General features: G+C 49.8%; 19 protein-coding genes. 11 read left to right on the forward strand and 8 right to left on the reverse strand.

The annotated features are described in order from the left end of the window. Positions 1-87: 87 nt before the first annotated feature. The 6 genes from K4H28_RS10180 to glgB all read right to left on the reverse strand — a co-directional run bounded on the left by K4H28_RS10180 (position 88) and on the right by glgB (position 11,248). Positions 88-2,541 carry a glycogen/starch/alpha-glucan phosphorylase gene (locus tag K4H28_RS10180; protein ID WP_221005097.1) on the reverse strand — a complete coding sequence of 818 codons (2,454 nt, stop codon included), beginning with the start codon at positions 2,539-2,541 and terminating at the stop codon, positions 88-90. Between the two features lie 44 nt (positions 2,542-2,585). Further along, complete coding sequence (gene glgA / locus K4H28_RS10185) at positions 2,586-4,019, reverse strand: glycogen synthase GlgA (RefSeq protein WP_221005098.1); 1,434 nt, start codon at positions 4,017-4,019, stop codon at positions 2,586-2,588. 75 nt (positions 4,020-4,094) lie between these two features. Then, on the reverse strand, positions 4,095-5,369 hold the full coding sequence (glgC, locus tag K4H28_RS10190; protein WP_221005099.1) for a glucose-1-phosphate adenylyltransferase: 1,275 nt from the start codon (positions 5,367-5,369) through the stop codon (positions 4,095-4,097). Between the two features lie 12 nt (positions 5,370-5,381). Continuing rightward, positions 5,382-7,013: an alpha-D-glucose phosphate-specific phosphoglucomutase gene (locus K4H28_RS10195; protein WP_221005100.1), complete on the reverse strand. Its 1,632-nt coding sequence runs from the start codon at positions 7,011-7,013 to the stop codon at positions 5,382-5,384. Positions 7,014-7,019: 6 nt separating this feature from the next. Continuing rightward, entirely contained in the window at positions 7,020-9,062 is a 2,043-nt protein-coding gene (glgX, locus tag K4H28_RS10200; RefSeq protein WP_221005101.1) for a glycogen debranching protein GlgX, read from the reverse strand. After that, positions 9,062-11,248, reverse strand: coding sequence for a 1,4-alpha-glucan branching protein GlgB (gene glgB / locus K4H28_RS10205; RefSeq protein WP_221005102.1), 2,187 nt, complete (start codon positions 11,246-11,248; stop codon positions 9,062-9,064). Before glgB ends, glgX begins: the two co-directional genes overlap by 1 nt. Before the next feature lie 188 nt (positions 11,249-11,436). Here glgB and K4H28_RS10210 point away from each other — a divergent pair, with 188 nt between their 5' ends. Next, positions 11,437-13,068 carry an alpha-glucosidase gene (locus K4H28_RS10210; protein ID WP_221005103.1) on the forward strand — a complete coding sequence of 544 codons (1,632 nt, stop codon included), beginning with the start codon at positions 11,437-11,439 and terminating at the stop codon, positions 13,066-13,068. Positions 13,069-13,192: 124 nt separating this feature from the next. On the opposite strand, the gene K4H28_RS10215 is transcribed toward K4H28_RS10210, so the two are convergent. After that, entirely contained in the window at positions 13,193-13,561 is a 369-nt protein-coding gene (locus tag K4H28_RS10215; protein WP_221005104.1) for a 50S ribosome-binding protein YggL, read from the reverse strand. A gap of 178 nt (positions 13,562-13,739) precedes the next feature. On the opposite strand from K4H28_RS10215, the gene cysE reads away from it, so the two are divergent. The 10 genes from cysE to K4H28_RS10265 all read left to right on the forward strand — a co-directional run bounded on the left by cysE (position 13,740) and on the right by K4H28_RS10265 (position 21,771). Continuing rightward, positions 13,740-14,492, forward strand: a complete 753-nt coding sequence (gene cysE, locus K4H28_RS10220; RefSeq protein ID WP_221005105.1) for a serine O-acetyltransferase — start codon at positions 13,740-13,742, stop codon at positions 14,490-14,492. Positions 14,493-14,604: 112 nt separating this feature from the next. Then, complete coding sequence (gene iscR / locus K4H28_RS10225; protein ID WP_221005106.1) at positions 14,605-15,081, forward strand: Fe-S cluster assembly transcriptional regulator IscR; 477 nt, start codon at positions 14,605-14,607, stop codon at positions 15,079-15,081. A gap of 50 nt (positions 15,082-15,131) precedes the next feature. Further along, positions 15,132-16,346 carry an IscS subfamily cysteine desulfurase gene (locus tag K4H28_RS10230; protein ID WP_221005107.1) on the forward strand — a complete coding sequence of 405 codons (1,215 nt, stop codon included), beginning with the start codon at positions 15,132-15,134 and terminating at the stop codon, positions 16,344-16,346. A gap of 288 nt (positions 16,347-16,634) precedes the next feature. Further along, positions 16,635-17,018, forward strand: a complete 384-nt coding sequence (iscU, locus tag K4H28_RS10235; protein ID WP_221005108.1) for a Fe-S cluster assembly scaffold IscU — start codon at positions 16,635-16,637, stop codon at positions 17,016-17,018. Between the two features lie 67 nt (positions 17,019-17,085). Next, positions 17,086-17,409, forward strand: coding sequence for an iron-sulfur cluster assembly protein IscA (gene iscA / locus K4H28_RS10240; protein ID WP_027469583.1), 324 nt, complete (start codon positions 17,086-17,088; stop codon positions 17,407-17,409). A gap of 72 nt (positions 17,410-17,481) precedes the next feature. Next, complete coding sequence (gene hscB / locus K4H28_RS10245) at positions 17,482-18,012, forward strand: Fe-S protein assembly co-chaperone HscB (protein ID WP_221005109.1); 531 nt, start codon at positions 17,482-17,484, stop codon at positions 18,010-18,012. Between the two features lie 165 nt (positions 18,013-18,177). Beyond that, positions 18,178-20,034, forward strand: coding sequence for a Fe-S protein assembly chaperone HscA (gene hscA / locus K4H28_RS10250; protein ID WP_221005110.1), 1,857 nt, complete (start codon positions 18,178-18,180; stop codon positions 20,032-20,034). An 11-nt stretch (positions 20,035-20,045) separates the two neighbouring features. Continuing rightward, the gene (gene fdx / locus K4H28_RS10255; protein WP_221005111.1) at positions 20,046-20,384 is read left to right on the forward strand and encodes an ISC system 2Fe-2S type ferredoxin; all 339 of its coding nucleotides are present in this window, start codon (positions 20,046-20,048) and stop codon (positions 20,382-20,384) included. Between the two features lie 91 nt (positions 20,385-20,475). Next, the gene (gene iscX, locus K4H28_RS10260) at positions 20,476-20,670 is read left to right on the forward strand and encodes a Fe-S cluster assembly protein IscX (RefSeq protein ID WP_221005112.1); all 195 of its coding nucleotides are present in this window, start codon (positions 20,476-20,478) and stop codon (positions 20,668-20,670) included. 153 nt (positions 20,671-20,823) lie between these two features. Then, positions 20,824-21,771, forward strand: coding sequence for an HD-GYP domain-containing protein (locus K4H28_RS10265; RefSeq protein ID WP_221005113.1), 948 nt, complete (start codon positions 20,824-20,826; stop codon positions 21,769-21,771). Positions 21,772-21,788: 17 nt separating this feature from the next. Here K4H28_RS10265 and K4H28_RS10270 read toward each other — a convergent pair whose 3' ends face one another. Further along, positions 21,789-22,070 carry an EF-hand domain-containing protein gene (locus tag K4H28_RS10270; RefSeq protein WP_221005114.1) on the reverse strand — a complete coding sequence of 94 codons (282 nt, stop codon included), beginning with the start codon at positions 22,068-22,070 and terminating at the stop codon, positions 21,789-21,791. Positions 22,071-22,076: the final 6 nt, after the last annotated feature.

Genomic DNA, 22,076 nt, shown 5'->3' on the forward strand with positions numbered 1-22,076 from the left:
AAATAAAAAACGGCGACCTGTAGTCGCCGTCAAAACAGATATTGAGTGAGTCTACACCGAACGCCTCAGCCTTGACTCCTCACACCATCAAAGTTTGACTGGTTCGGTATACCAAATCCGATCCGCGTATTCTTTAATCGTGCGGTCTGATGAGAAATGCCCCATGCCAGCCACATTATAAATAGCGCGTTTCGCCCATTCTTCTGGCTTGGCGTACAAAGCGTCTACTTTGGCTTGTGTTTCCACATAAGATTCAAAGTCAGCAAGTAGCTGATAATGATCACCCCAGTTGACCAATACATCAAAAATCACGCGGTAACGCTCTGGCTCGGTTGGGCTAAAGAAGCCAGAAGCCAGCATATTAAGTGTATCGCGCAGATCTTTGTTGCCTTCGTACAGTGCGCGTGGGTTGTAGCCATTGGCGCGTAATTCGCCGACTTCTTCGGTGGTGTTACCGAAGATAAACATATTGTCAGCGCCAACAGCATCTTGCATTTCTACGTTGGCACCATCGAGCGTACCAATCGTTAAAGCGCCATTGAGCGCAAATTTCATATTGCCCGTGCCGGAAGCCTCCGTACCCGCAGTCGAAATTTGCTCCGACAAATCAGCAGCAGGAATAATGATTTCCGCCAAACTCACGCTGTAGTTGGGCAAAAACACGACTTTGAGCTTGTCGCCAATACGATGATCATTATTGATTTTGATGCCGACATCGTTAATGAGTTGAATCACCAACTTCGCCATGTGATACGCCGACGCTGCTTTACCGGCAAAAATCACCACGCGTGGCTGCCAGTTCTTATCTGGATTGGCCAAAATTTGGTTGTAACGGGTAATCACATGCAACACATTCAACAGTTGCCGTTTGTATTCGTGTATCCGCTTCACCTGCACATCAAACAAAGCATTTGGATTAATCACACCACCTAAGGTGTGCGCAACATAGGTCGCCAAACGCTTTTTATTTGCCAGTTTAGCCTCACGGAACGCTTCAACAAATTGCGGGAAATCAGCTGAAGCCTTGAGCTCTGCCAGTTCATTCAAATTTGCGCGCCAAGTTTGACCAATTGCACCGTCAATCAATTTTGATAAAGATGGGTTGGCCAACGCCAACCAGCGGCGCGGTGTTACGCCATTAGTGACATTAGTAAAACGCTCTGGATACAGACGTGCAAAGTCAGCAAAAATCGACTCAACCATCAAATCAGAGTGTAGCGCTGAAACGCCGTTGATTTTATGACTACCGACCACGGCCAAGTACGCCATCCGCACTTTTCGATCACCGTGTTCTTCAATCAAAGAAACGCGGCGCAAGAAATCAGCATCATTGGGAACCGCCAAGGCAACTTCTTTTAAGAAGGCTTCATTGATATCAAAAATGATTTTCAAATGGCGCGGCAACAAACGGCCCAACATATCGACCGGCCATGTTTCGAGCGCTTCGCTCATCAAAGTATGGTTGGTATAACTAAAGACCTTGCCCGTCATCGCCCATGCTTCATCCCACTCGTAATTGTAATCATCGAGCAAAATGCGCATCAATTCAGGAATCGCCAGCACCGGATGCGTGTCGTTTAAATGTATCGCGACCTTGTCTTCCAGGCGATCTAAATTGTCGTGCGTGCTTAAATAGCGATGGATGATGTCCTGCAAACTAGCCGCGACAAAGAAATATTCTTGGCGCAAGCGTAGCTCTTTACCTACGTACGTTGAATCATCTGGATACAACACACGCGATACGTTTTCAGACAGATTTTTCTCTTCCACCGCCGAGAAATAATCGCCTTGATTGAATTTTTTCAGATTGATTTCACGCGTTGAACGCGCAGTCCATAAACGCAGTGTATTGGTTGATTTGGTCGCATACCCTGGAATCACAATATCGTGCGCAACGGCCAGTACGTCGTTTTGGCTATCTAACCAGCGTACTTTTTTGCCTTCTAATTCCAGTCGGCCACCAAAACGCACGCGGTAACACACTTCATCGCGCGGGAAGTCGACGATATTGACAGAACCCAACCACGTATCAGGCACTTCAACCTGACGGCCCTCGATGATGCGTTGCTTAAACATACCGAACTGATAACGAATCCCGTAGCCCATTCCCGGAATACCTAGGGTCGCCATTGAATCTAAAAAGCACGCCGCCAATCGACCTAAACCGCCATTACCCAAGGCCGCATCCGGTTCCATGCCAACGAGTTCGTCGTAATCAACGCCCATATCATCGAGCGCAGTTCGGACGACGTCTTCCATATTCAAAGCCAGCAGCGCATTAGATAACGCGCGGCCAATCAGGAACTCCATCGAGAGATAATAAACTCGCTTCACATCTTGCGAGTATTGTGCGCGAGTTGTTTCCATCCAGCGTTCGACCATTTGGTCACGCACAGCGAGAAATGTGGCATCCATCCAATCTTTCGGTTGTGCGGCGCGCGGGTCTTTACCAATCGAGTACATTAATTTATTGGCGATGGCTTTTTTCATCGACTCAGCATCGTGCTGATTCGCTGAATCATATTGAAATGGCAAACTCATAAATGGATTACTCCTAGTTAAACGGGATGTGGCCAAAGGCTGCGTTATGCACCTAGCGCACGATATAAAGCACAATATTCTGCAGCTGCGGTATGCCAGCCAAAATCTGAATTCATCGCTTGCTGGCGTACAGCTTTCCATTCTTTAGGGCGCGCCCACAGCGCAAACATCCGGCGAATACCCCGGGTGAGTTCTTCACTGGAGAACACATCAAATACTGCGCCAGTGGCAATACCGTCCTGTAAGTTTTCCAATGAGCAATCAACCACCGTATCAGCGAGCCCACCAACGCGGCGTACCAGTGGCAAAGCACCATATTTCAAACCATAAAGCTGTGTGAGACCACAAGGCTCAAAACGGCTTGGCACCATAATGACATCGCTGCCAGCCATAATTTGATGCGAGAACGACTCGTCGTAACCGATTTTCACCGCAATCTGGCTTGGATTTTCAGCTGCAGCCACGCGAAATGCCGCTTCCATCGCAGCATCACCACTGCCTAGTAACACAAACTGACCACCTCGATCGGTGATTTCATGTAAAGCAGCCAGAACGAGATGCAAACCTTTTTGCTCGGTCAAACGACTCACTACCGCAAAGAGCGGTTTATCTGCCGACACTTCCAATCCCATCACCGCTTGCAAAGCCGCTTTACATTTAGCCTTGCCTGCTGGCTTTTCTGGCGTATAACTTGCTGCAATCAAAGCGTCGCTAGCAGGATTCCAGATTGCTTCATCCACTCCATTGAGCACGCCTGACAATGCGCCGCCGCGATCTCGCAATAAACCATCCAAACCGCAACCTTGCTCGGTACCGGTAATTTCAGCCGCATATGTCGGCGAAACCGTCGTCACACGATCAGCAAAATAAATCCCAGCCTTCATAAATGACAAATGGCCGTGAAATTCAACGCCATTGACATCAAAAAAGTGCGCGGGCAATTCAACCGCAGCAAAATCCGATGGCGAAAATACACCCTGATAGGCCAGATTATGAATCGTGAACACACTGCGAGCGGGGTGACCCACAGCAGCCAAGTACGCTGGTGCTAAACCCGCGTGCCAATCATGCGCATGGACGACGCTCGGTCGCCAGAATCCATCGCAGCCTTCGGCAATCCGCGCCGCCACCCAGCCAAGGATGGCAAATCGCAGATGATTATCAGCATACGGATGGTGATTACCGTCTTGGTACGGATTGCCGCCACGATCATATAAATGTGGCGCATCAATCACATACACACCCACACCATCCGCGGTTTTACCAAACAATAAACGCACTGTACCGGCGAACGATTCAAACTGAGCCACTTCACCATCAATCGTGAGTCCTGCAAATATCGCAGGAAAGCCGGGCAATAACACTCGCACATCGCAATCTAAGGGCGCTAAGGCCAAAGGCAAAGCACCAGAAACGTCGGCCAAGCCACCTGTTTTCAACAGTGGAAACATTTCCGCGCAAACATGCAGTACACGCATAGTGAACATCCTGTAAAAATTAATTTGAGCAATTCACGATGAGACAATTTTGCCGCAAAGTGTAGCGTTCGTTCTTTACAGTTTGACCAGCATGTCTTTGGTAATCAGCACCACGCCCGTTTCACTACGATGGAAACGACGTGCATCTTCTTCAGCGTTTTCACCGACGATGGTGTTTTCTGGAATCACACAACCACGGTCGATAATGCAACGGCGAATGCGTGAACCGCGGCCAATCGTCACTTGCGGCAATACGACTGTTGAATCAATCGTGCAGAATGAATGAATCCGCACTTGCGAGAACAACACTGAATTAATCACCAAAGAGCCAGAAACAATACAACCGCCAGACACCAGCGAATTGAGCGTCATCCCGTGGCTGCCGTTGTAATCTTGCACAAACTTGGCGGGCGGCAATTGTTCTTGCAGCGTCCAGATCGGCCAATTGGTGTCGTACACATCCAAATCAGGCGTTACTGACGCTAAATCCAAATTAGCTGCCCAATACGCATCGACCGTACCCACATCGCGCCAATAGGGTTCAGCTTTTTGATCGCTCATCACGCAAGACAAGCTAAATGGATGGGCAAACGCTTTGCCTTCACCCACTGCTTTTGGAATCAAATCTTTGCCGAAATCATGCGTTGAGCCTTCGAGCACAATATCTTCTTCAAGCAAGCGTTCTAGATATTTGGTATTGAAAATGTAGATGCCCATCGAAGCGAGAGAGACATTCTCATTGCCCGGCATCGCGGGTGGATTTTCTGGTTTTTCGACAAAATCAATGATTTTGCGCGTCGAATCCACCGCCATCACGCCAAATGCATTGGCTTCTGCGCGCGGCACTTCGATACACGCCACCGTCACATCAGCACCAAGCAAAACATGGTCAACCAGCATCCGCGAGTAATCCATTTTATAAATATGATCACCGGCCAAAATGACGACGTATTCAGATTCGTAAGTACGCAAAATATCTAAGTTTTGATAAATTGCATCGGCAGTACCGCGATACCAATGTTCATCAGCCACTCGTTGCTGCGCAGGCAACACATCAACAAACTCATTCATTTCATTGCGCAAAAATGACCAGCCGCGTTGCAAATGGCGCATCAATGAATGCGATTTGTACTGCGTAATCACGCCGATTCGGCGCACGCCTGAATTAATGCAATTAGACAAAGCAAAATCGATAATCCGGAACTTGCCGCCAAAATACACGCCAGGCTTAGCACGATGATCGGTCAATTGCTTCAAACGCGAACCGCGACCACCAGCTAAAACCAAGGCCACAGCACGGCTAGGTAATTGACGGGCTAATGTGGCTTTATCAATCAGTTGGGTTTCCATCTTCTTCTCCGATTAGGTCACGACAGTCGCGGCATCGCGACCGGTACGCGTTTTAATTTCTGCCAATTGATCAGCAATCACGATCAACTCAGCCAAAGCCGTTTGCGTTGCAACGCCATGCTGCGCGGCATCTGCAGCGTATTTTTCTAAATAGACGCGCAGCGTTGCGCCCTCTGTGCCGGTGCCAGAAAGGCGGAACACCACTCGGCTACCATCAGTCATCACGACACGAATACCTTGCTTCTCGCTGCGCGAACCATCAATCGGATCGTCATAGGCAAAGTCATCGGCCAGCGCCACGGTAAACGCGCCCAGTTTTTGTTCTTTTAAGCTCGCTAACTGGCTACGCAAATGCGTCATCAAGCCATTCGCAGCATCGGTATCCACCGCTTCGTAATCATGGCGGGAATAAAAATGGCGACCGTATTCTTGCCAATGTGCCGTCACGATTTCTTCAACCGATTTGCCTGTTACCGCCAGCAAATTCAGCCAAAACAGCACGGCCCAAACACCGTCTTTTTCTCGCACGTGGCCTGAGCCCGTACCGTAGCTTTCTTCACCGCACAAAGTCACTTTGCCTGCATCGAGCAAGTTGCCAAAGAATTTCCAACCAGTTGGCGTCTCAAAACACGGCAATCCTAATTTTTTAGCGACCGCATCAACGGCGCATGAAGTCGGCATTGAGCGCGCTACACCCGCGATACCACCCGCATAGCCTTTGATAAGTTGAGCATTAGCCGCCATCACCGCCAAACTATCGGATGGCGTGACCAAGAAATTGCGTCCCAGCACCATATTTCGGTCGGCATCACCATCGCTGGCTGCGCCAAAATCAGGTGCGTCGGTCGCCATCAAATGCGCAACCAAATCATCAGCGTAAACGGGGTTTGGATCTGGATGCAGGCCACCGAAATCTTCCAGTGGAATGCCATTTACAACGGTGCCTTTGGGCGCGCCGAGCAAGCCTTCGATAATCCGCGTTGCGTACGGGCCAGACGCCGCACACATTGAATCAAAGCGCATTCGTTTGCCGCTCGCAAACCAAGCGCGAATTTTGTCGAAATCAAACAGACTTTCCATCAATTCGGCGTAATCACTTACCGGATCAATTACAATCACTTGCATGCCGCCAAGGGTATATTCACCCAGTGATTCAATATCAATGGCTTCAGCTTGATACGTCTTATACTCGGTAATCGTTGTCGTACGCTCGTAAATCGCTTCGGTGATTTTTTCTGGCGCAGGGCCACCATTGGTCACATTGTATTTAATACCGAAATCACCATCCGGCCCGCCAGGATTATGCGAAGCCGACAACACAATCCCACCGACTGCGCCATGCTTGCGGATGACGCAACTCACCGCTGGCGTCGAGAGCAAACCGCCCTGCCCGACCAGTACGCGCACTACGCCATTAGCCGCGGCCATTTGCAAAATCGTCTGCACAGCAGCGCGATTGTGGTAACGACCATCGCCGCCCAACACCAGCGTGCCGCCTTTGAGCTCAGGCACAACATCAAAAATCGCTTGTACAAAATTTTCTAAATAATGCGGCTGTTGGAATACCGTGACTTTTTTACGTAAACCCGACGTGCCCGGACGTTGCCCAGCGAACGCAGTTGTTGTTACCGTTGAAACACTCATTACCACTTACCCCTGATTTTGATTTAAATCTCTTTGTAATATCGTCACACTACGCGCCGCAACGCGGCAGTCTTTACCACTAAAATCGGATTGGCCATCACCAGTGCTCGCCAAACGCATCAGCCATGCACCTTCTGGCAAATGAAAGTGAACTTGATGTGCTGAGGCATTCATCAGGATCAGTAGATTTTTTGCTAAACACACCATCAATGCCCGACCACCGGCATCTTCCCAGTCGTACGAATGCAAAGGCGCGCCAGAAGGATTGAGCCATTCCACATCTAAAATTTCATCTTCATCTGGCACACCCGTCCACCAGCGACTGTTTTGTAATACGCTGCATTCGCGGCGAATTTGGGTGAGCGCTGCGACATAGTCAATCAACTCTTGGTTTGCTTGCGACCAATTGAGCCAAGTGATTTCATTATTCTGGCAATAGGCATTGTTATTGCCTTGCTGGGTGTGCCCCAACTCATCGCCTGCTAACAACATCGGCGTGCCTTGGCTCAGTAATAATGTCGCCAAGAGTGCTTTGGTGGCACGCAACCGCAAGAGCAAGACGCCCTCATCGTGACTCGGCCCTTCAATGCCGCAATTCCAGCTGAGGTTATGGCCGTGCCCATCACGATTATGTTCTTTATTCGCTAGATTATGCTTGCGGTTGTACGACACTAAATCGCGTAGATTAAAGCCGTCGTGTGCAGTGATGAAGTTAATCGATGATTTTGGCGCGCGGCGTTGCTTATGGAAAATATCACTCGATGCAGCAAAGCGCCGCGCAAACAAAGCGCGGTTCACGCCATCGTGCAGCCAGAATTTGCGCATCACATCGCGATATTGATCATTCCATTCCGCCCAGCCTAAGGGGAAATGTCCCACTTGGTAGCCACCCGAGCCAATATCCCACGGCTCGGCGATCATTTTGACTTGTGATAATTGTGGGTCCTGCGCAATCGCGGCGAAAAATGGTGCTTGCGGCGTAAATCGACCATCCAATCGCCCCGCTATCGGTGCCAAATCAAAGCGGAAACCATCCACGTGGCACTCGTTCACCCAGTAGCGCAAACTATCCATCACCATTTGCAGCACGCGCGGGTGCGAAACATTCAGTACATTGCCGCAACCCGTCCAATTCTCATACAACGCTGGCTGACCCGGATTGAGCACGTAATAGCTGGCATTATCAATGCCACGAAATGACAGCGTCGGACCAATTTGATCTTGCTCGGCGGTATGGTTAAACACCACATCCAGAATGACCTCTAGCCCAGCCCCGTGCAAGGCTTTGACCATGTCGCGGAACTCAGACAACGGCGTTGTACCCGCACGTTGTGACCAATAACTGGCTTCCGGCGCAAAAAAATTGATGCTGTTATAGCCCCAATAGTTTTGCAAGCCCAGCTGCAATAAACGCGGTTCATCCAGATGAAAGTGCACCGGCAATAATTCAATCGCTGTGATACCCAACTTTTTGTAATGCGCCAACATCACCGGATGCACGAGGCCAGCATACGTGCCACGAATCTCGACAGGAATTTCGGGATGAAGTGCGGTCAATCCACGAACATGCGCCTCATAGATAATTGTTTTAGACCAAGGGACTTTGGGCGCTTCATCATCAGCCCAATCATAGGGTTCTGAGACAACCTTACCCTTTAGTGCAACGGATGTATTGTCTTCTGGGCAAGATAAATCATGATTATCAGAGCGATACCCTTGATAGAGAGGGCTATCCACAAATTGCCCGACCACGGCCTTGGCATAGGGGTCTAGCAATACTTTTTTCGGATTAAAGCGCTGTCCAGCATGCGGGCTATACAGTCCAGAAACGCGATAACCATACACCAAGCCCGGCTTGGCATCAGGTAAATAACCGTGCCAAATCCCGTGGCTGAACTCGAGCATCGGCAAACGCGACGTTTCGATCAAGCCTGCATCATCAAACAAGCACAACTCAACCGCAGTGGCATTTTCGCTAAACAAAGCGAAATTGACGCCATCGCCATCAAATGTCGCACCCAACGGATAAGGCGTGCCGCGTTCTAGCATTAGGCTTTACTCCAACGCAAATAAACCGTTGCCAATGGCGGTATAGTCATGCAAACCGAATCCAACCTACCATTCGCGGCAATACTCTCACTCGGCAAACCGATATTGCCGGTATTGCTACCGCCGTAATATTCAGAATCACTATTGAGAATTTCTTGGTACATGCCCGCTTTTGGCACGCCCAAACGATAACCGTGGCGCGGCACGGGAGTGAAATTGCTCACCACAATCACAAATTCGTCCTCAGCCTCCCCTTTACGAACAAAGCTAAAAATCGAATTTTCGCCATCGTCATGGCTAATCCACTCAAAACCACGATGATCAAAATCGATTTGATATAAAGCCGGATTGGCGCGATACGCCGTATTCAAATCTTTTACCAAATGCTGCACGCCGCGATGCCAAGGATTATCACCTTGCAATAAGTGCCAATCGAGACTGGTGTCGTGATTCCACTCTGCGCCCTGCGCAAATTCGCAACCCATAAACAGTAATTTCTTACCCGGATGCGCCCACATGAACGCGTAATACGCGCGCAAATTAGCAAACTTTTGCCATGCATCACCCGGCATTTTGTCGAGTAGCGAGCCCTTACCATGCACCACTTCATCGTGCGACAGCGGCAACACAAAATTCTCGGTAAAGGCGTAGACCAAACCGAAAGTCATTTTATTGTGATGATATTTGCGATTGATCGGGTCTTCTTTCATGTACGACAGCGTGTCGTTCATCCAACCCATATTCCATTTGTAATGGAAACCCAAACCGCCCATCGCCGGTGGGCGCGACACTGATGGAAAAGCCGTTGATTCTTCAGCCAGCGTGATCGCTTCGGGGCGCTCAACGCCGACCACTTCATTCATCCGGCGCATAAAATCGATGGCTTCGAGGTTTTCACGACCACCAAACTGATTCGGAATCCACTCGCCATCTTTACGCGAATAATCGCGGTACAACATTGAAGCGACGGCATCGACACGCAAGCCATCAATGCCGTAGCGTTCCAGCCAATACAGCGCGTTCCCGATCAAATAATTGCGAACTTCATTGCGACCAAAATTATAAATCAGCGTGTTCCAATCCTGATGGAAGCCTTCGCGCGGATCGCTGTGTTCATACAAATGTGAGCCATCAAATTCGGCCAAACCGTGTTTGTCGCTCGGAAAATGCCCCGGCACCCAATCGAGAATAACGCCTAAACCGTTCGCATGAGCTGCCTCAACAAAGAAACGGAAATCATCAGGTGTACCAAAGCGCGAAGTAGGTGCATAAAGACCTAGCGGCTGATACCCCCACGAACCATCAAATGGATGCTCGTTGATGGGCAATAATTCAATATGCGTAAAACCCATTTCAACGCAGTATTGAACGAGTTCATCAGCTAACTCGCGGTAAGACAACCAGCGGTTACCTTCCTCAGGGCGACGACGCCATGAGGCTAAATGAACTTCGTAAATCGACACCGGCGAATTTAGTGCATTGGCGGCTTTGCGAGTTTGCGTGCCTTCAACCCAAGCCGGAAGACGAGCAACGCGTGAAGCTGTTGCTGGGCGCAATTCCGCCGAAAATCCATATGGATCGGCTTTGATTTGTAAGCCACCATGCTGGTCGATAATTTCGTACTTATAACCCTGCCCTTCGACGACATTCGGCAAGAAAATTTCCCAAACGCCGCATTCACGGCGCAAACGCATCACGTGGCGGCGGCCATCCCAGTAATTAAAATCGCCAACGACCGAAACACGCTGCGCATTCGGTGCCCACACCGCAAACGCCACGCCGTCCACGCCGTCCATCGTCCGAAAATGCGTACCTAGGCGCTCATAGGGGCGAAGTTGATTGCCTTCGGCCAGTAGCCATAAGTCCATTTCGCCCAATACCGGCGGAAAACGGTAAGCGTCTTCGATTTCCACTGTGACGCCGTGCCATTCAACGCGTAAACGATAGTGAAAATGATTTTTACGGCGTGGCACCACCACGGTAAAAAAGCCACGCTCGTCAATTTTTTCAAAATCAGCCAGTTTTTTGCCGGTTTTTACTTCAATCAAACTACACTGAATGGCATCAGGCAACCAAGTGCGAACTTGCAACACACCGTCTATTGTGTGCATACCAAGAAATGAAAACGGGTCAGAATGTTGGCCTAAACAAACGGCGGCGACTTGTGCGGAATCAATCGAAATCATTCTTACCTCGTTTTGCGGTTTATTTTCTGCTGCAATGGTTGATGCGAATCGCCATACACTAGGGAAAGTCTGGATGCAGTACAGCACAAGAATCTTATGCTTTGCCCTAGAAGACGCGCAAGCTTTGCTGTAATAAAATTACATCTTCTCTGCAAAACCACACACTTTTTCGCAAGGAAAGCGACATAATGGCTAAAAAAAATCCAGACTGGTGGCGTGGCGCGGTGATCTATCAAATCTACCCGCGCAGCTTCAAGGATAGCAATGGCGATGGCGTCGGTGATTTGCGCGGCATTATCCAGCAGATGCCTTACTTACAATCGCTCAATGTGGATGCCTTGTGGATTTCGCCCTTCTTCAAATCACCAATGGCGGACTTTGGCTATGACGTCAGCGATTATCGCGAAGTCGATCCCCTGTTTGGCACGCTAGACGATTTTGATGAGCTACTCAAAGTCGCGCACAAAGCCAAACTCAAAATCATTATCGACCAAGTGCTATCGCACACCTCGGATCAACACGCATGGTTTAAAGAGAGCCGTAGCTCAAGGGACAATCCGAAATCAGACTGGTACGTCTGGGCTGACCCGCAACCGGATGGCACGCCACCCAATAATTGGCTCTCGGTGTTTGGCGGTAGCGCATGGCAATGGGATAGTCGCCGTTGCCAGTACTATATGCACAATTTTTTGACCAGCCAGCCCGACCTCAATTTTCATTGCAAAGCAGTGCAAAAAGCGATTTTGGGTGAGATTGAATTTTGGCTTGAGCGCGGCGTTGATGGTTTCCGTTTTGACGCCTGTATTTTCCATTTTCACGACCAGCAGTTGCGCAGCAATCCCGCAGCCATTGTCGCCGATACCACCAGTGTCGCCGCTAGCAATCCTTATGGCATGCAGCAGCATGTGTATGACAAATCGCAGCCAGAAAACATCAAATTCCTGCAAAAACTTCGCAAATTACTTAATAAATACAAAGCAGCCAGCATCGGCGAAATTGGCGACGACGATTCGCCGAGCCGCATTGCCGAATACACTGAAGGCGGTGATAAATTCCATCAAGCCTATAGCTTTGACTTACTCACCGAAACCTTCAGCGCGTCGCACATTCGCAAGATCGTTGAAACAATGGAAAGTAAATTCGCGGCATTAGAAAAACCGGGCTGGACTTGCTGGTCAATCGGCAATCACGATGTACCGCGCGTCACGACACGCTGGGGAAAAGGGCAAGGTGGCGCGCAGTTTTCTAAATTGATGATGGCGTTACAAGCCAGCTTACGTGGCTCGGTGTGCCTGTATCAAGGCGATGAACTCGGCCTCACCGAAGCCGACATTCCATTTGAATTACTGCAAGACCCGTACGGAATCACCTTCTGGCCCGAATTCAAAGGCCGCGACGGTTGCCGCACGCCGATGCCATGGCAAGCCGGAGAAGCGCATGCTGGATTTACGGCCGGCCAGCCTTGGCTTCCCATTCCCGCCGAGCACGCACTGGCCGCCGTCGATACGCAAGAGAAACCACGCGAATCAGTACTCAATTTTAGTCGCCGTTTTTTGGCATGGCGACGCAGAAACGCGGTTTTAGTCACGGGTGAGATTCAATTCTTAGCCACGCCTGAGCCGATTTTGTTATTTGAGCGCAGCAATGGCAAAGATCACGTTTTGGTGGCCTTCAATTTAGGCGATCAAACCCAAACGATCGCACTACCCAAAGGCTGGGACAAAGTTACCGCAATGGATGGGCATGGCTTGATGGGCGGCGCAGTCGATAAAAAACAAATCGTACTCAAACCGTGGGGCGGCTACTTCGGCAGGATGTAAATTAAGAGCAATTCATGGGTATATCAAGCTAAGCATCTATTTTAAATTGCTAGCTAGATATACCCACAAACACAAATCAAGAGTCAATGAAAGACACTCAAATTAAAGACTCAAACAGGCAAAATCAACCCCAACCATACCAAGCATCATCCAACTCAGCATCGCACTTGGCCACTTGTGGCTGCGCTACCAAGGCCGCGCGAATCTCGGCCAGCAACTCTGGTGTCACCGAATCAAAATCGCTCACAATCATCAATTCCGCTTCGCTCACTGGCGAGGCATCTGCGCCTCCGGTCATCGATAATTCACGCTCAGCCAACCACTGGTGCAAATCATCTGCCCACAACGCAAAATCAGCCTCAGACAGTGGCGAAGCAAAACCGACTTTGACCACGGCCAGCCATTCTTGAAACTCAGCCAAATAAAGCTTTTTTCGCTGACGACGATTCAAGCTTTGCACCCAACGATTGGAAGGTTGTTTATCGAGACGCATCTAAAGTCCTTTACATGATGATATTGAATAGAAATTAATTAGAAATTGCACAGGCCAAGCACCGCGCTTTTGCAGCAAGTGTACACGTTCAATGAAAACAGTCGGGAAACCCGCCTCCCTTTTGCCGTAAAAACCGAGTAAAATAGTCAGCCTTTCTGGCTTTATTGAATCCACAGACATGCTAGACCGTTTGCGTGAAAATATCCGCGTGGTTTTCGACCGCGATCCTGCAGCCCGCTCGACGCTGGAAGTCGTCACGTGCTATCCCGGATTTCATGCGCTGACTTTACACATCGTTGCGCATGGACTTTGGCTACACGACTGGAAATTACTTGCACGTATGGTGTCGCACGCCACGCGTTTCCTGACGGGTATCGAGATACATCCGGGTGCCACGATTGGCCGCCGCGTATTTATTGATCATGGCATGGGGATTGTCATAGGTGAAACAGCTGAAATCGGCGACGATTGCACCTTGTATCACGGCGTCACGCTGGGCGGGACATCGTGGAATCACGGTAAGCGCCACCCTACTCTAGGCAAAGGGGTAATTATTGGCGCAGGCGCCAAAATCCTTGGCCCAATCACTTTAAATGACGGCTCAAAAGTGGGCTCAAACGCTGTTGTGGTCAAAGACATCCCCGCGAATGCCACCGCAATCGGTATTCCGGCGCGGGTTTTAGCCGCTCAAGTCGAACAAGCCCGTGAAGAAAAAGCCGAACAACTCGGTTTTTCAGCTTACGGCGTCGGTGCCGACATGAACGACCCGATGGTCAAAGCCATTCACGGCCTGCTTGATCACTCGGTGACCACCGATAAACGCCTCGAAATGGTATTGGCTCGACTAGAAGCTCTGGGTGTCGATTGCGCCGAAGAGCGTGCCACAGCGGATAAATTTGATCCAACTTACCTAAACCAAATCGTTGATTAATGCAGCGACGAAAAGGCTCAATACCCGACTAAATTAATCGGGATTATACTTGACTAAATTAGTCGGGCTTTGATACCATCAAGGCATAGATAAACCAGCAAGGAAATCGCCCATGCGCTTGACCACCAAAGGCCGCTTCGCCGTCACTGCGATGCTCGATGTGGCATTACGGCAAACCGGTGGTCCCGTTACTTTGGCGGGGATTAGCGAGCGGCAGCATATTTCTTTGTCGTATTTAGAACAGCTATTTGGCAAGCTTCGTCGCAGCGAACTCGTTGAAAGCGTACGCGGTCCTGGTGGCGGATACTGTCTAGCGCGGCCCGCAAATGAAATCAATGTGGCCGAAATTATCAAGGCCGTCGACGAGCCCATCGATGCCACGCAATGCGGCGGCAAAGAAAATTGCCGCGACGAAGGCCGCTGCATGACGCACGACTTATGGAGCGATCTCAGTACGACGATTCACGACTATTTGTCCAACATTACCTTGGGTGAGCTCATTGAAAAACAGCAAAAGAAGCTCAAACGCTGCGCAGACAAACCTGGCATTCTGCAGGACAAACGTACTAGCCACATCTCCACTCACTAAATAGATTACACGGGGCTCTACCCCACGAATTTGATATTGGAGCAAGACGAATGAATCCAAAACATCCAATCTATCTTGATTACTCGGCCACGACGCCAGTGGATCCGCGCGTTGCCGCCAAGATGATTCCTTACCTCACCGAAATGTTTGGCAATCCTGCAAGCCGCTCACATCCATATGGTTGGGAATCTGAAGCTGCAGTTGAAGAAGCCCGTGAGGAAGTGGCCAAACTGGTGAATTGCGATCCAAAAGAAATTGTTTGGACTTCAGGCGCAACTGAATCCATTAACTTGGCTTTGAAAGGTGCAGCGCACTTTTACCAAACCAAGGGTAAACACATTATCACGGTAAAAACCGAGCACAAAGCCACACTCGACACGGTACGTGAACTCGAGCGCGAAGGCTTTGATGCGACGTATTTGGGTGTAAAAGAAAACGGCTTGCTCGACCTTGAAGTATTAAAAGCCGCGATTCGTACCGATACAATTTTGATTTCAGTGATGTTCGTTAATAACGAAATCGGCGTGATCCAAGACATCGCCACCATCGGTGAAATCTGCCGCGAGCGCGGTATCGTTTTCCACGTCGATAGTGCGCAAGCAACAGGCAAAGTTGAAATTGACTTGTCGACTTTGAAAGTCGATTTGATGAGCTTCTCTGCACACAAAACCTACGGCCCGAAAGGCATGGGTGCTTTGTATGTTCGCCGTAAACCCCGCATTCGCCTTGAAGCGCAAATGCACGGTGGCGGTCATGAGCGCGGTTTCCGTTCTGGCACCCTGGCAACGCACCAAATCGTCGGCATGGGTGAAGCGTTCCGCATTGCCCGTGAAGATATGATTGAAGAAAACAAACGCATCGGCGCACTGCGTGATCGTCTGTGGGCTGGTTTAAATGGTATCGAAGAAACTCATTTGAATGGCGATATGGACCAACGTGTTCCGCATAACTTGAACGTGAGTTTCAATTATGTTGAAGGCGAATCGCTGATTATGGCGCTGAAAGACTTGGCGGTTTCATCAGGCTCAGCATGTACATCTGCATCACTCGAGCCATCGTACGTATTGCGCGCTTTAGGCCGTTCAGATGAATTGGCGCACAGCTCGATTCGTTTCACCATTGGTCGCTTCACGACCGAAGCCGAAATCGACTTTGCGATTGAATTGATCAAAGGCAAGATCGACAAGCTGCGTGCGTTGTCGCCATTGTGGGATATGTATAAAGAAGGCATCGATATTTCGACCATCGAATGGGCTGCCCACTAAAAATTACTGCGGCTCGTAGCGCCATACTGCGTTGCGCTGCCGCTTGTTTACAGAAGTAAACGGCGCAACATCGCGCCTTGTCTGGCACAACGATCCACGCCAATTTGCACGGATAAATTGAGCAGACATAACAACCGACCCACCCGAAAAAGGTGGTTTGATTCTGGAAATAATTTAAATATTCAAAAATTTTCCAGCAAGGCACTTTAGGCGCAGACAGTACATTGAGTACGGCAAGCCTAAGTAACGCAGCTGGGGAATTTTTGATTTAGCAAAGAGGCACGTAAAATGGCATATAGCGAACAAGTACTCGACCACTATGAAAATCCACGTAACGTGGGTGCGTTTGAAAAAGGTGACGACACCGTGGGTACCGGCATGGTCGGCGCACCTGCCTGTGGTGACGTGATGAAGTTGCAGATTAAAGTCGGCGCCGATGGCCTGATTGAAGATGCAAAATTCAAAACCTACGGCTGCGGCTCAGCGATTGCTTCGTCGTCACTCGTCACTGAATGGGTAAAAGGCAAAACGCTAGATCAAGCATTGGCGATCAAAAACACGCACATCGCTGAAGAACTGGCTTTGCCACCGGTTAAAATTCATTGCTCGATTTTGGCTGAAGACGCCATCAAAGCAGCAGTTGAAGACTACAAGCAAAAACACGGCAATTAATATCAGGGTATCGCCCTCTAGTCCTTATTGAATATTGGCTAGCGTTTAATACCTACATGGAGTTTTTATGTCATTGACACTCAGCGAAGCGGCAGCAAATCACGTTGCCAATTTCATCAAAAAGCGCGGCAAAGGCCTTGGCATTCGCTTGGCAGTGAAAACCTCAGGCTGCTCAGGCATGGCGTACAAGCTCGAATTTGTTGACGTTGAAAGCGATACTGATTTGGTATTTGAAAGCTTTGGCGCCAAAATATTTACCGATGCAAAATCACTGGCGTATCTGGATGGCACTGAGCTGGATTACACCAAAGAAGGTCTCAACGAAGGGTTTAAGTTTAATAATCCCAATGTGAAAAACGAATGCGGCTGCGGCGAAAGCTTCGGCGTTTAAGCTAGCAATAATGAGGCGCACCTTCAGCGCCTCACTGCTTTTTGACTCCGCCCACCCTCCCCGCACAAAGCCATGATCAATTTCAGTCAATCCCATTTCGCCCTGTTTGACTTGCCAATGGCTTTTGCCATCGATGCCAAACTGCTCGATACCCGCTACCGCGATGCCGTAGCGCAATATCATCCGGATCGCTTTGCGACTGCATCGGATTCCGATCGTCGCATGAGCTTGCAAGCTACCACCCATATTAATGAAGCGTACCAGACCTTGAAATCCGGCCTCGCTCGGGCGCGTTATTTGCTCAAACTGGCAGATGTGGACACACAAGAAGAAACCAATACGGCGATGCCGATGGACTTTTTGATGGCACAAATGGAATGGCGTGAAGGGATTGCGGATGCCAAAGCCAGTCAAAATTTAGACGCACTCGAAAATCTAGCCAGCGAAATGCGTGCCGAAATGCAAGCCCTTGAGAGCAAACTCGCAACGCAAATCGATACGCAACAAGACTATATCCACGCGGCAATGAGCGTGAGAAAATTACGTTTTATGGAAAAGCTCGACCAAGAGATTGGCGATGCGATTGAAGCGATTATGTATTAATACTTTGAGCAAATAGCAGATGTGCTAATTTACTCAAACCAACTTGACACCCGTGGATAAAATCGCAAAGAACCAAGGGTATATACCTAAAGCCATTTTAAATTAATTGCTTCAGGCATATACCTTAAAGCATTTTAATCTATTAGATTTTTAGGATTTAAGCCAATGGCTTTGTTGCAAATCTCCGAACCCGGCCTCTCTGCTGCACCACACCAACATCGCTTGGCGGTGGGCATTGACTTGGGCACGACCAATTCCTTGGTGGCCAGTGTAAAAAGCGGTAGCGCGGTGTGCTTGCCCGACCATGATGGCCGTACGCTGTTACCTTCGGTCGTACATTACGGTAAGGACGACAGCCTACTGGTTGGCCATGCTGCGCAGCAAAAACAGAACGAAGACCCATCTAACACACTGGTTTCGGTCAAGCGCTTTATGGGGCGTGGCATCAATGACATCGCAGACCTCGCTACGCCGTATCGCTTTGTTGACGAGCCGGGCATGCTCAAAATCGTCACGCGCGCGGGGATTAAAAGCCCAGTCGAAGTATCAAGCGAAATCCTCAAAAACCTCAAAGCCCGAGCAGAAGAAAGCCTCGGTGGTGAACTCGTCGGCGCAGTGATAACCGTTCCCGCTTATTTCGACGATGCGCAGCGCCAAGCAACTAAAGATGCTGCGACGCTAGCGGGCATCAATGTTTTACGTCTACTGAATGAACCGACTGCCGCAGCGATTGCTTATGGTTTAGACAATAGTTCGGAGGGCACGTATGTCATCTACGATTTGGGTGGCGGTACGTTTGATGTGTCGGTGCTTGAACTGACGCGTGGCGTGTTTGAAGTGCGCGCGACCTCAGGCGACTCTCAACTCGGTGGCGACGATTTTGACCACCGTATTTACTGCTGGATTTTAGAGCAAGCTGGCATTCACGGCCCCAATCCACACGATACCCGTCTGCTACTCACGCGCGCTCGCGAAGCCAAAGAAGCACTGACAGATCATCTGACAACGCGCATTACCGCGGTGCTCAGCGATGGCAGCATCGTTGATTTGGAACTGAGCGCTGAGCTATTTCATAAAATGACCGCGCACCAAATCAGCAAAACGCTACTGCCAGTCAAAAAAGCCTTGCGTGACGCCAAACTCAATATCACCGACATCAAAGGCGTGGTGCTGGTTGGCGGCGCAACACGCATGCCGCATGTACGCAAGGCAGTGAGCGAATTATTTGGTCAAGCACCACTGACTAATCTCGATCCTGATAAAGTTGTTGCCATCGGCGCGGCGATTCAAGCAGATGTGCTGGCCGGCAATAAGGGCGACGACGATTGGTTGCTGCTGGACGTGATCCCGCTCTCACTGGGTCTGGAAACCATGGGCGGCTTGGTCGAAAAAGTCATTCCACGCAATAGCACCATCCCTACCGCACGCGCGCAAGAATTCACCACGTTTAAAGATGGCCAAACGGCGATGGCGATTCATGTGTTGCAAGGTGAGCGCGAGTTGGTGACCGATTGCCGTAGTTTGGCGCGTTTTGAATTGCGCGGTATTCCGCCGATGGTAGCGGGTGCGGCGCGAATTCGTGTGACCTTCCAAGTCGATGCCGATGGCCTGCTATCCGTTTCAGCACGCGAACAATCAACCGGCATTGAAGCCAGCATCGCGGTGAAACCATCGTACGGTCTGAGCGACGATGAAATCAGCCGCATGCTGACCGAGTCGATGACGCACGCACACGTCGATGTGCAAGCACGTAAACTCGCCGAAGCGCGTGTGGAAGCCGAGAGCATTGTCACCGCCGTATTGGTGGCGCTCGATACTGATGGGCAGCTGCTTAACGATGCCGAGCGCGCGCCGATTGAAGCGGCGATTGCAGATTTGCAAATGGCTGCAGCCGCAGGCGACGCCAATGCGATTATCGCCGCCACCGAATTACTCAATGCCACCACCGATGAATTTGCCAGCCGCCGAATGAATGCAGCTGTTAAACGCGGTTTGGCAGGCCACAAAATTACTGAGATTTAAGGATTATTTGCATGACACAGATCGTTGTTCTTCCCCACCCATCACTGTGCCCAGAAGGCGCAGTCCTTGATGTTGAGCCGGGCACGACCATTTGCGATGCGCTGCTCGCCAATGACATTGAAATCGAACACGCTTGCGAAAAGTCATGTGCCTGTACCACTTGCCACGTTTTGGTGCGCGAAGGCTTAGCTAGTTTGAATGAAGCTGACGAGCTCGAAGAAGACCAACTCGATAAAGCTTGGGGCTTAGAAGCTTGCTCACGTCTATCGTGCCAAGCCGAAGTGGCAGGTGTTGATTTAGTTGTTGAGTTGCCAAAATACACGATCAACCACGCTCGCGAACATCATTAAGCTTAAGGCGAACAACGCTCAATATATGATGTATACGCATAAAGATATTTATTATTAATGGCTAGACAACAATACCCAATGGAGTGCAATCATGAAATGGACTGACAGCCGTGACATCGCCATTGAATTGGCAGAAAAATTCCCTGATGTTGATCCAAAAACCATTCGCTTTACTGATTTGCGTGATTGGGTCATGGAGCTCGATGGTTTTGATGATGATCCAAAACATTGCGGCGAAAAAATTCTGGAAGCAATCCAACTGCTCTGGATGGATGAAGCAGAGTAATTCACATTGATCGGCCTCACCATCCCATAGCGATGGACATTTGATGCCGATCAACCGCTTATCCGAACAGCATAAAATGTAGTGCATAACCACATGTCAGCAAAGATTAGAATACGCTAAACTAGCTTCTTTGCCCTTTCTTCGGCCCAACGCATGTCTTACCCTCAATGCTCTGCCGCGCAACATACTCTTTATGCGCGGCAGCAACTCATGCCACTCTTAGCGCTTGAACCCAGTGAACACAGTGTAGTCACGCAAGTCGCTGAAATCGTCGCCCACATTTACGCCAGTTGTGAAAAAAGCCCCGATGTCGCACTAGCGATGATTCAGCTTGATCATCGTGCACCCTACGCTATTCGCCACGCCGTCAATGTGGCGGTCATTGTGAATTTGGTCTTGGAAAACTTAGGACAAAGCCAAGGGGAACGCTGGCACTTTGTCGCAGCCGCACTGACGATGAATATCGGCATGTATGATCTGCAAAATACCTTGGCCCAACAAAGCACCCCGCTGACTGAAGAGCAAAAAACCCACATTCGGCAACACCCTAGCATCGGGCGTGAATTACTGCGCAGCGCAGGTGTGGCCGATGCGGTGTGGCTTGAATGCGTGGCGCAGCACCATGAAGCCCCCGATGGGAGCGGCTATCCGCTCAAACTCGCTGGTGATGAGATTTTATTTGGTGCACGCCTAATTGGGATTGCCGACCGTTATTGCGCACTACTCTCGAATACAACCTATCGCAGCAGCCAGTCGGCCGATATGGCACTGCAAAATTCGTTACAAAGTGATGGCGGCAGCCTGGATGATAAATTACTCAATTTATTTACCCAAACCATCGGCAGCTACCCACCTGGCTCGGTGGTGCAACTCAATAATGGCGAAACAGGTGTGGTGATACGGCAGGATAAAAACAGCAAATTCCCCCAAGTACTCGCCCTATTTAATCAGAGCGATCTGCTTCATCCGCAGCCCCCCGTTCGCAATAGCGCGATTGCCGAATACGGAATTTTGAAAGTACTCGACAATCGTATCGTTGCTGGGGCTATGCCTTTGGCTTTAATTTGGGGTGATGCCGCCATAGTCTCGGGCTCTGCATAGCGCCCTAGTATTGACCTTTATTTCATCATCGGTGCTGATGCGTGGTGGCCTTTACCTTTCCTTCCGCAATTAGCACGCATGTGTTCTCGTGCAGCACGGCGCTCTTCTACTGTCAGCACGCCATCTTTATTGGTATCCATAAGGTCGAATTTTGCCTCTGACATTTTTTGGAACTCAGCTTTGCTCACATCGCCTTTCGGTGTCATTTCAGCCACAGGACAAGCTGGGCTAGCGGCATAGGCCATTGAAGTCGAAACAACAGCGGCGGCGAGCAAGAGAGCTTGGATTGAGGTACGCATTTTGAT

Origin of the sequence: Deefgea tanakiae (genome assembly GCF_019665765.1) — a bacterium.
Lineage (GTDB): Bacteria > Pseudomonadota > Gammaproteobacteria > Burkholderiales > Chitinibacteraceae > Deefgea > Deefgea tanakiae.

What these genes read in the sequence shown, in the direction of transcription:
- K4H28_RS10180 (WP_221005097.1), bottom strand. Translation starts at nt 2,541, where the DNA reads ATGAGTTTGCCATTTCAATATGATTCAGCGAATCAGCACGATGCTGAG.
- glgA (WP_221005098.1), bottom strand. Translation starts at nt 4,019, where the DNA reads ATGCGTGTACTGCATGTTTGCGCGGAAATGTTTCCACTGTTGAAAACA.
- glgC (WP_221005099.1), bottom strand. Translation starts at nt 5,369, where the DNA reads ATGGAAACCCAACTGATTGATAAAGCCACATTAGCCCGTCAATTACCT.
- K4H28_RS10195 (WP_221005100.1), bottom strand. Translation starts at nt 7,013, where the DNA reads ATGAGTGTTTCAACGGTAACAACAACTGCGTTCGCTGGGCAACGTCCG.
- glgX (WP_221005101.1), bottom strand. Translation starts at nt 9,062, where the DNA reads ATGCTAGAACGCGGCACGCCTTATCCGTTGGGTGCGACATTTGATGGC.
- glgB (WP_221005102.1), bottom strand. Translation starts at nt 11,248, where the DNA reads ATGATTTCGATTGATTCCGCACAAGTCGCCGCCGTTTGTTTAGGCCAA.
- K4H28_RS10210 (WP_221005103.1), top strand. Translation starts at nt 11,437, where the DNA reads ATGGCTAAAAAAAATCCAGACTGGTGGCGTGGCGCGGTGATCTATCAA.
- K4H28_RS10215 (WP_221005104.1), bottom strand. Translation starts at nt 13,561, where the DNA reads ATGCGTCTCGATAAACAACCTTCCAATCGTTGGGTGCAAAGCTTGAAT.
- cysE (WP_221005105.1), top strand. Translation starts at nt 13,740, where the DNA reads ATGCTAGACCGTTTGCGTGAAAATATCCGCGTGGTTTTCGACCGCGAT.
- iscR (WP_221005106.1), top strand. Translation starts at nt 14,605, where the DNA reads ATGCGCTTGACCACCAAAGGCCGCTTCGCCGTCACTGCGATGCTCGAT.
- K4H28_RS10230 (WP_221005107.1), top strand. Translation starts at nt 15,132, where the DNA reads ATGAATCCAAAACATCCAATCTATCTTGATTACTCGGCCACGACGCCA.
- iscU (WP_221005108.1), top strand. Translation starts at nt 16,635, where the DNA reads ATGGCATATAGCGAACAAGTACTCGACCACTATGAAAATCCACGTAAC.
- iscA (WP_027469583.1), top strand. Translation starts at nt 17,086, where the DNA reads ATGTCATTGACACTCAGCGAAGCGGCAGCAAATCACGTTGCCAATTTC.
- hscB (WP_221005109.1), top strand. Translation starts at nt 17,482, where the DNA reads ATGATCAATTTCAGTCAATCCCATTTCGCCCTGTTTGACTTGCCAATG.
- hscA (WP_221005110.1), top strand. Translation starts at nt 18,178, where the DNA reads ATGGCTTTGTTGCAAATCTCCGAACCCGGCCTCTCTGCTGCACCACAC.
- fdx (WP_221005111.1), top strand. Translation starts at nt 20,046, where the DNA reads ATGACACAGATCGTTGTTCTTCCCCACCCATCACTGTGCCCAGAAGGC.
- iscX (WP_221005112.1), top strand. Translation starts at nt 20,476, where the DNA reads ATGAAATGGACTGACAGCCGTGACATCGCCATTGAATTGGCAGAAAAA.
- K4H28_RS10265 (WP_221005113.1), top strand. Translation starts at nt 20,824, where the DNA reads ATGTCTTACCCTCAATGCTCTGCCGCGCAACATACTCTTTATGCGCGG.
- K4H28_RS10270 (WP_221005114.1), bottom strand. Translation starts at nt 22,070, where the DNA reads ATGCGTACCTCAATCCAAGCTCTCTTGCTCGCCGCCGCTGTTGTTTCG.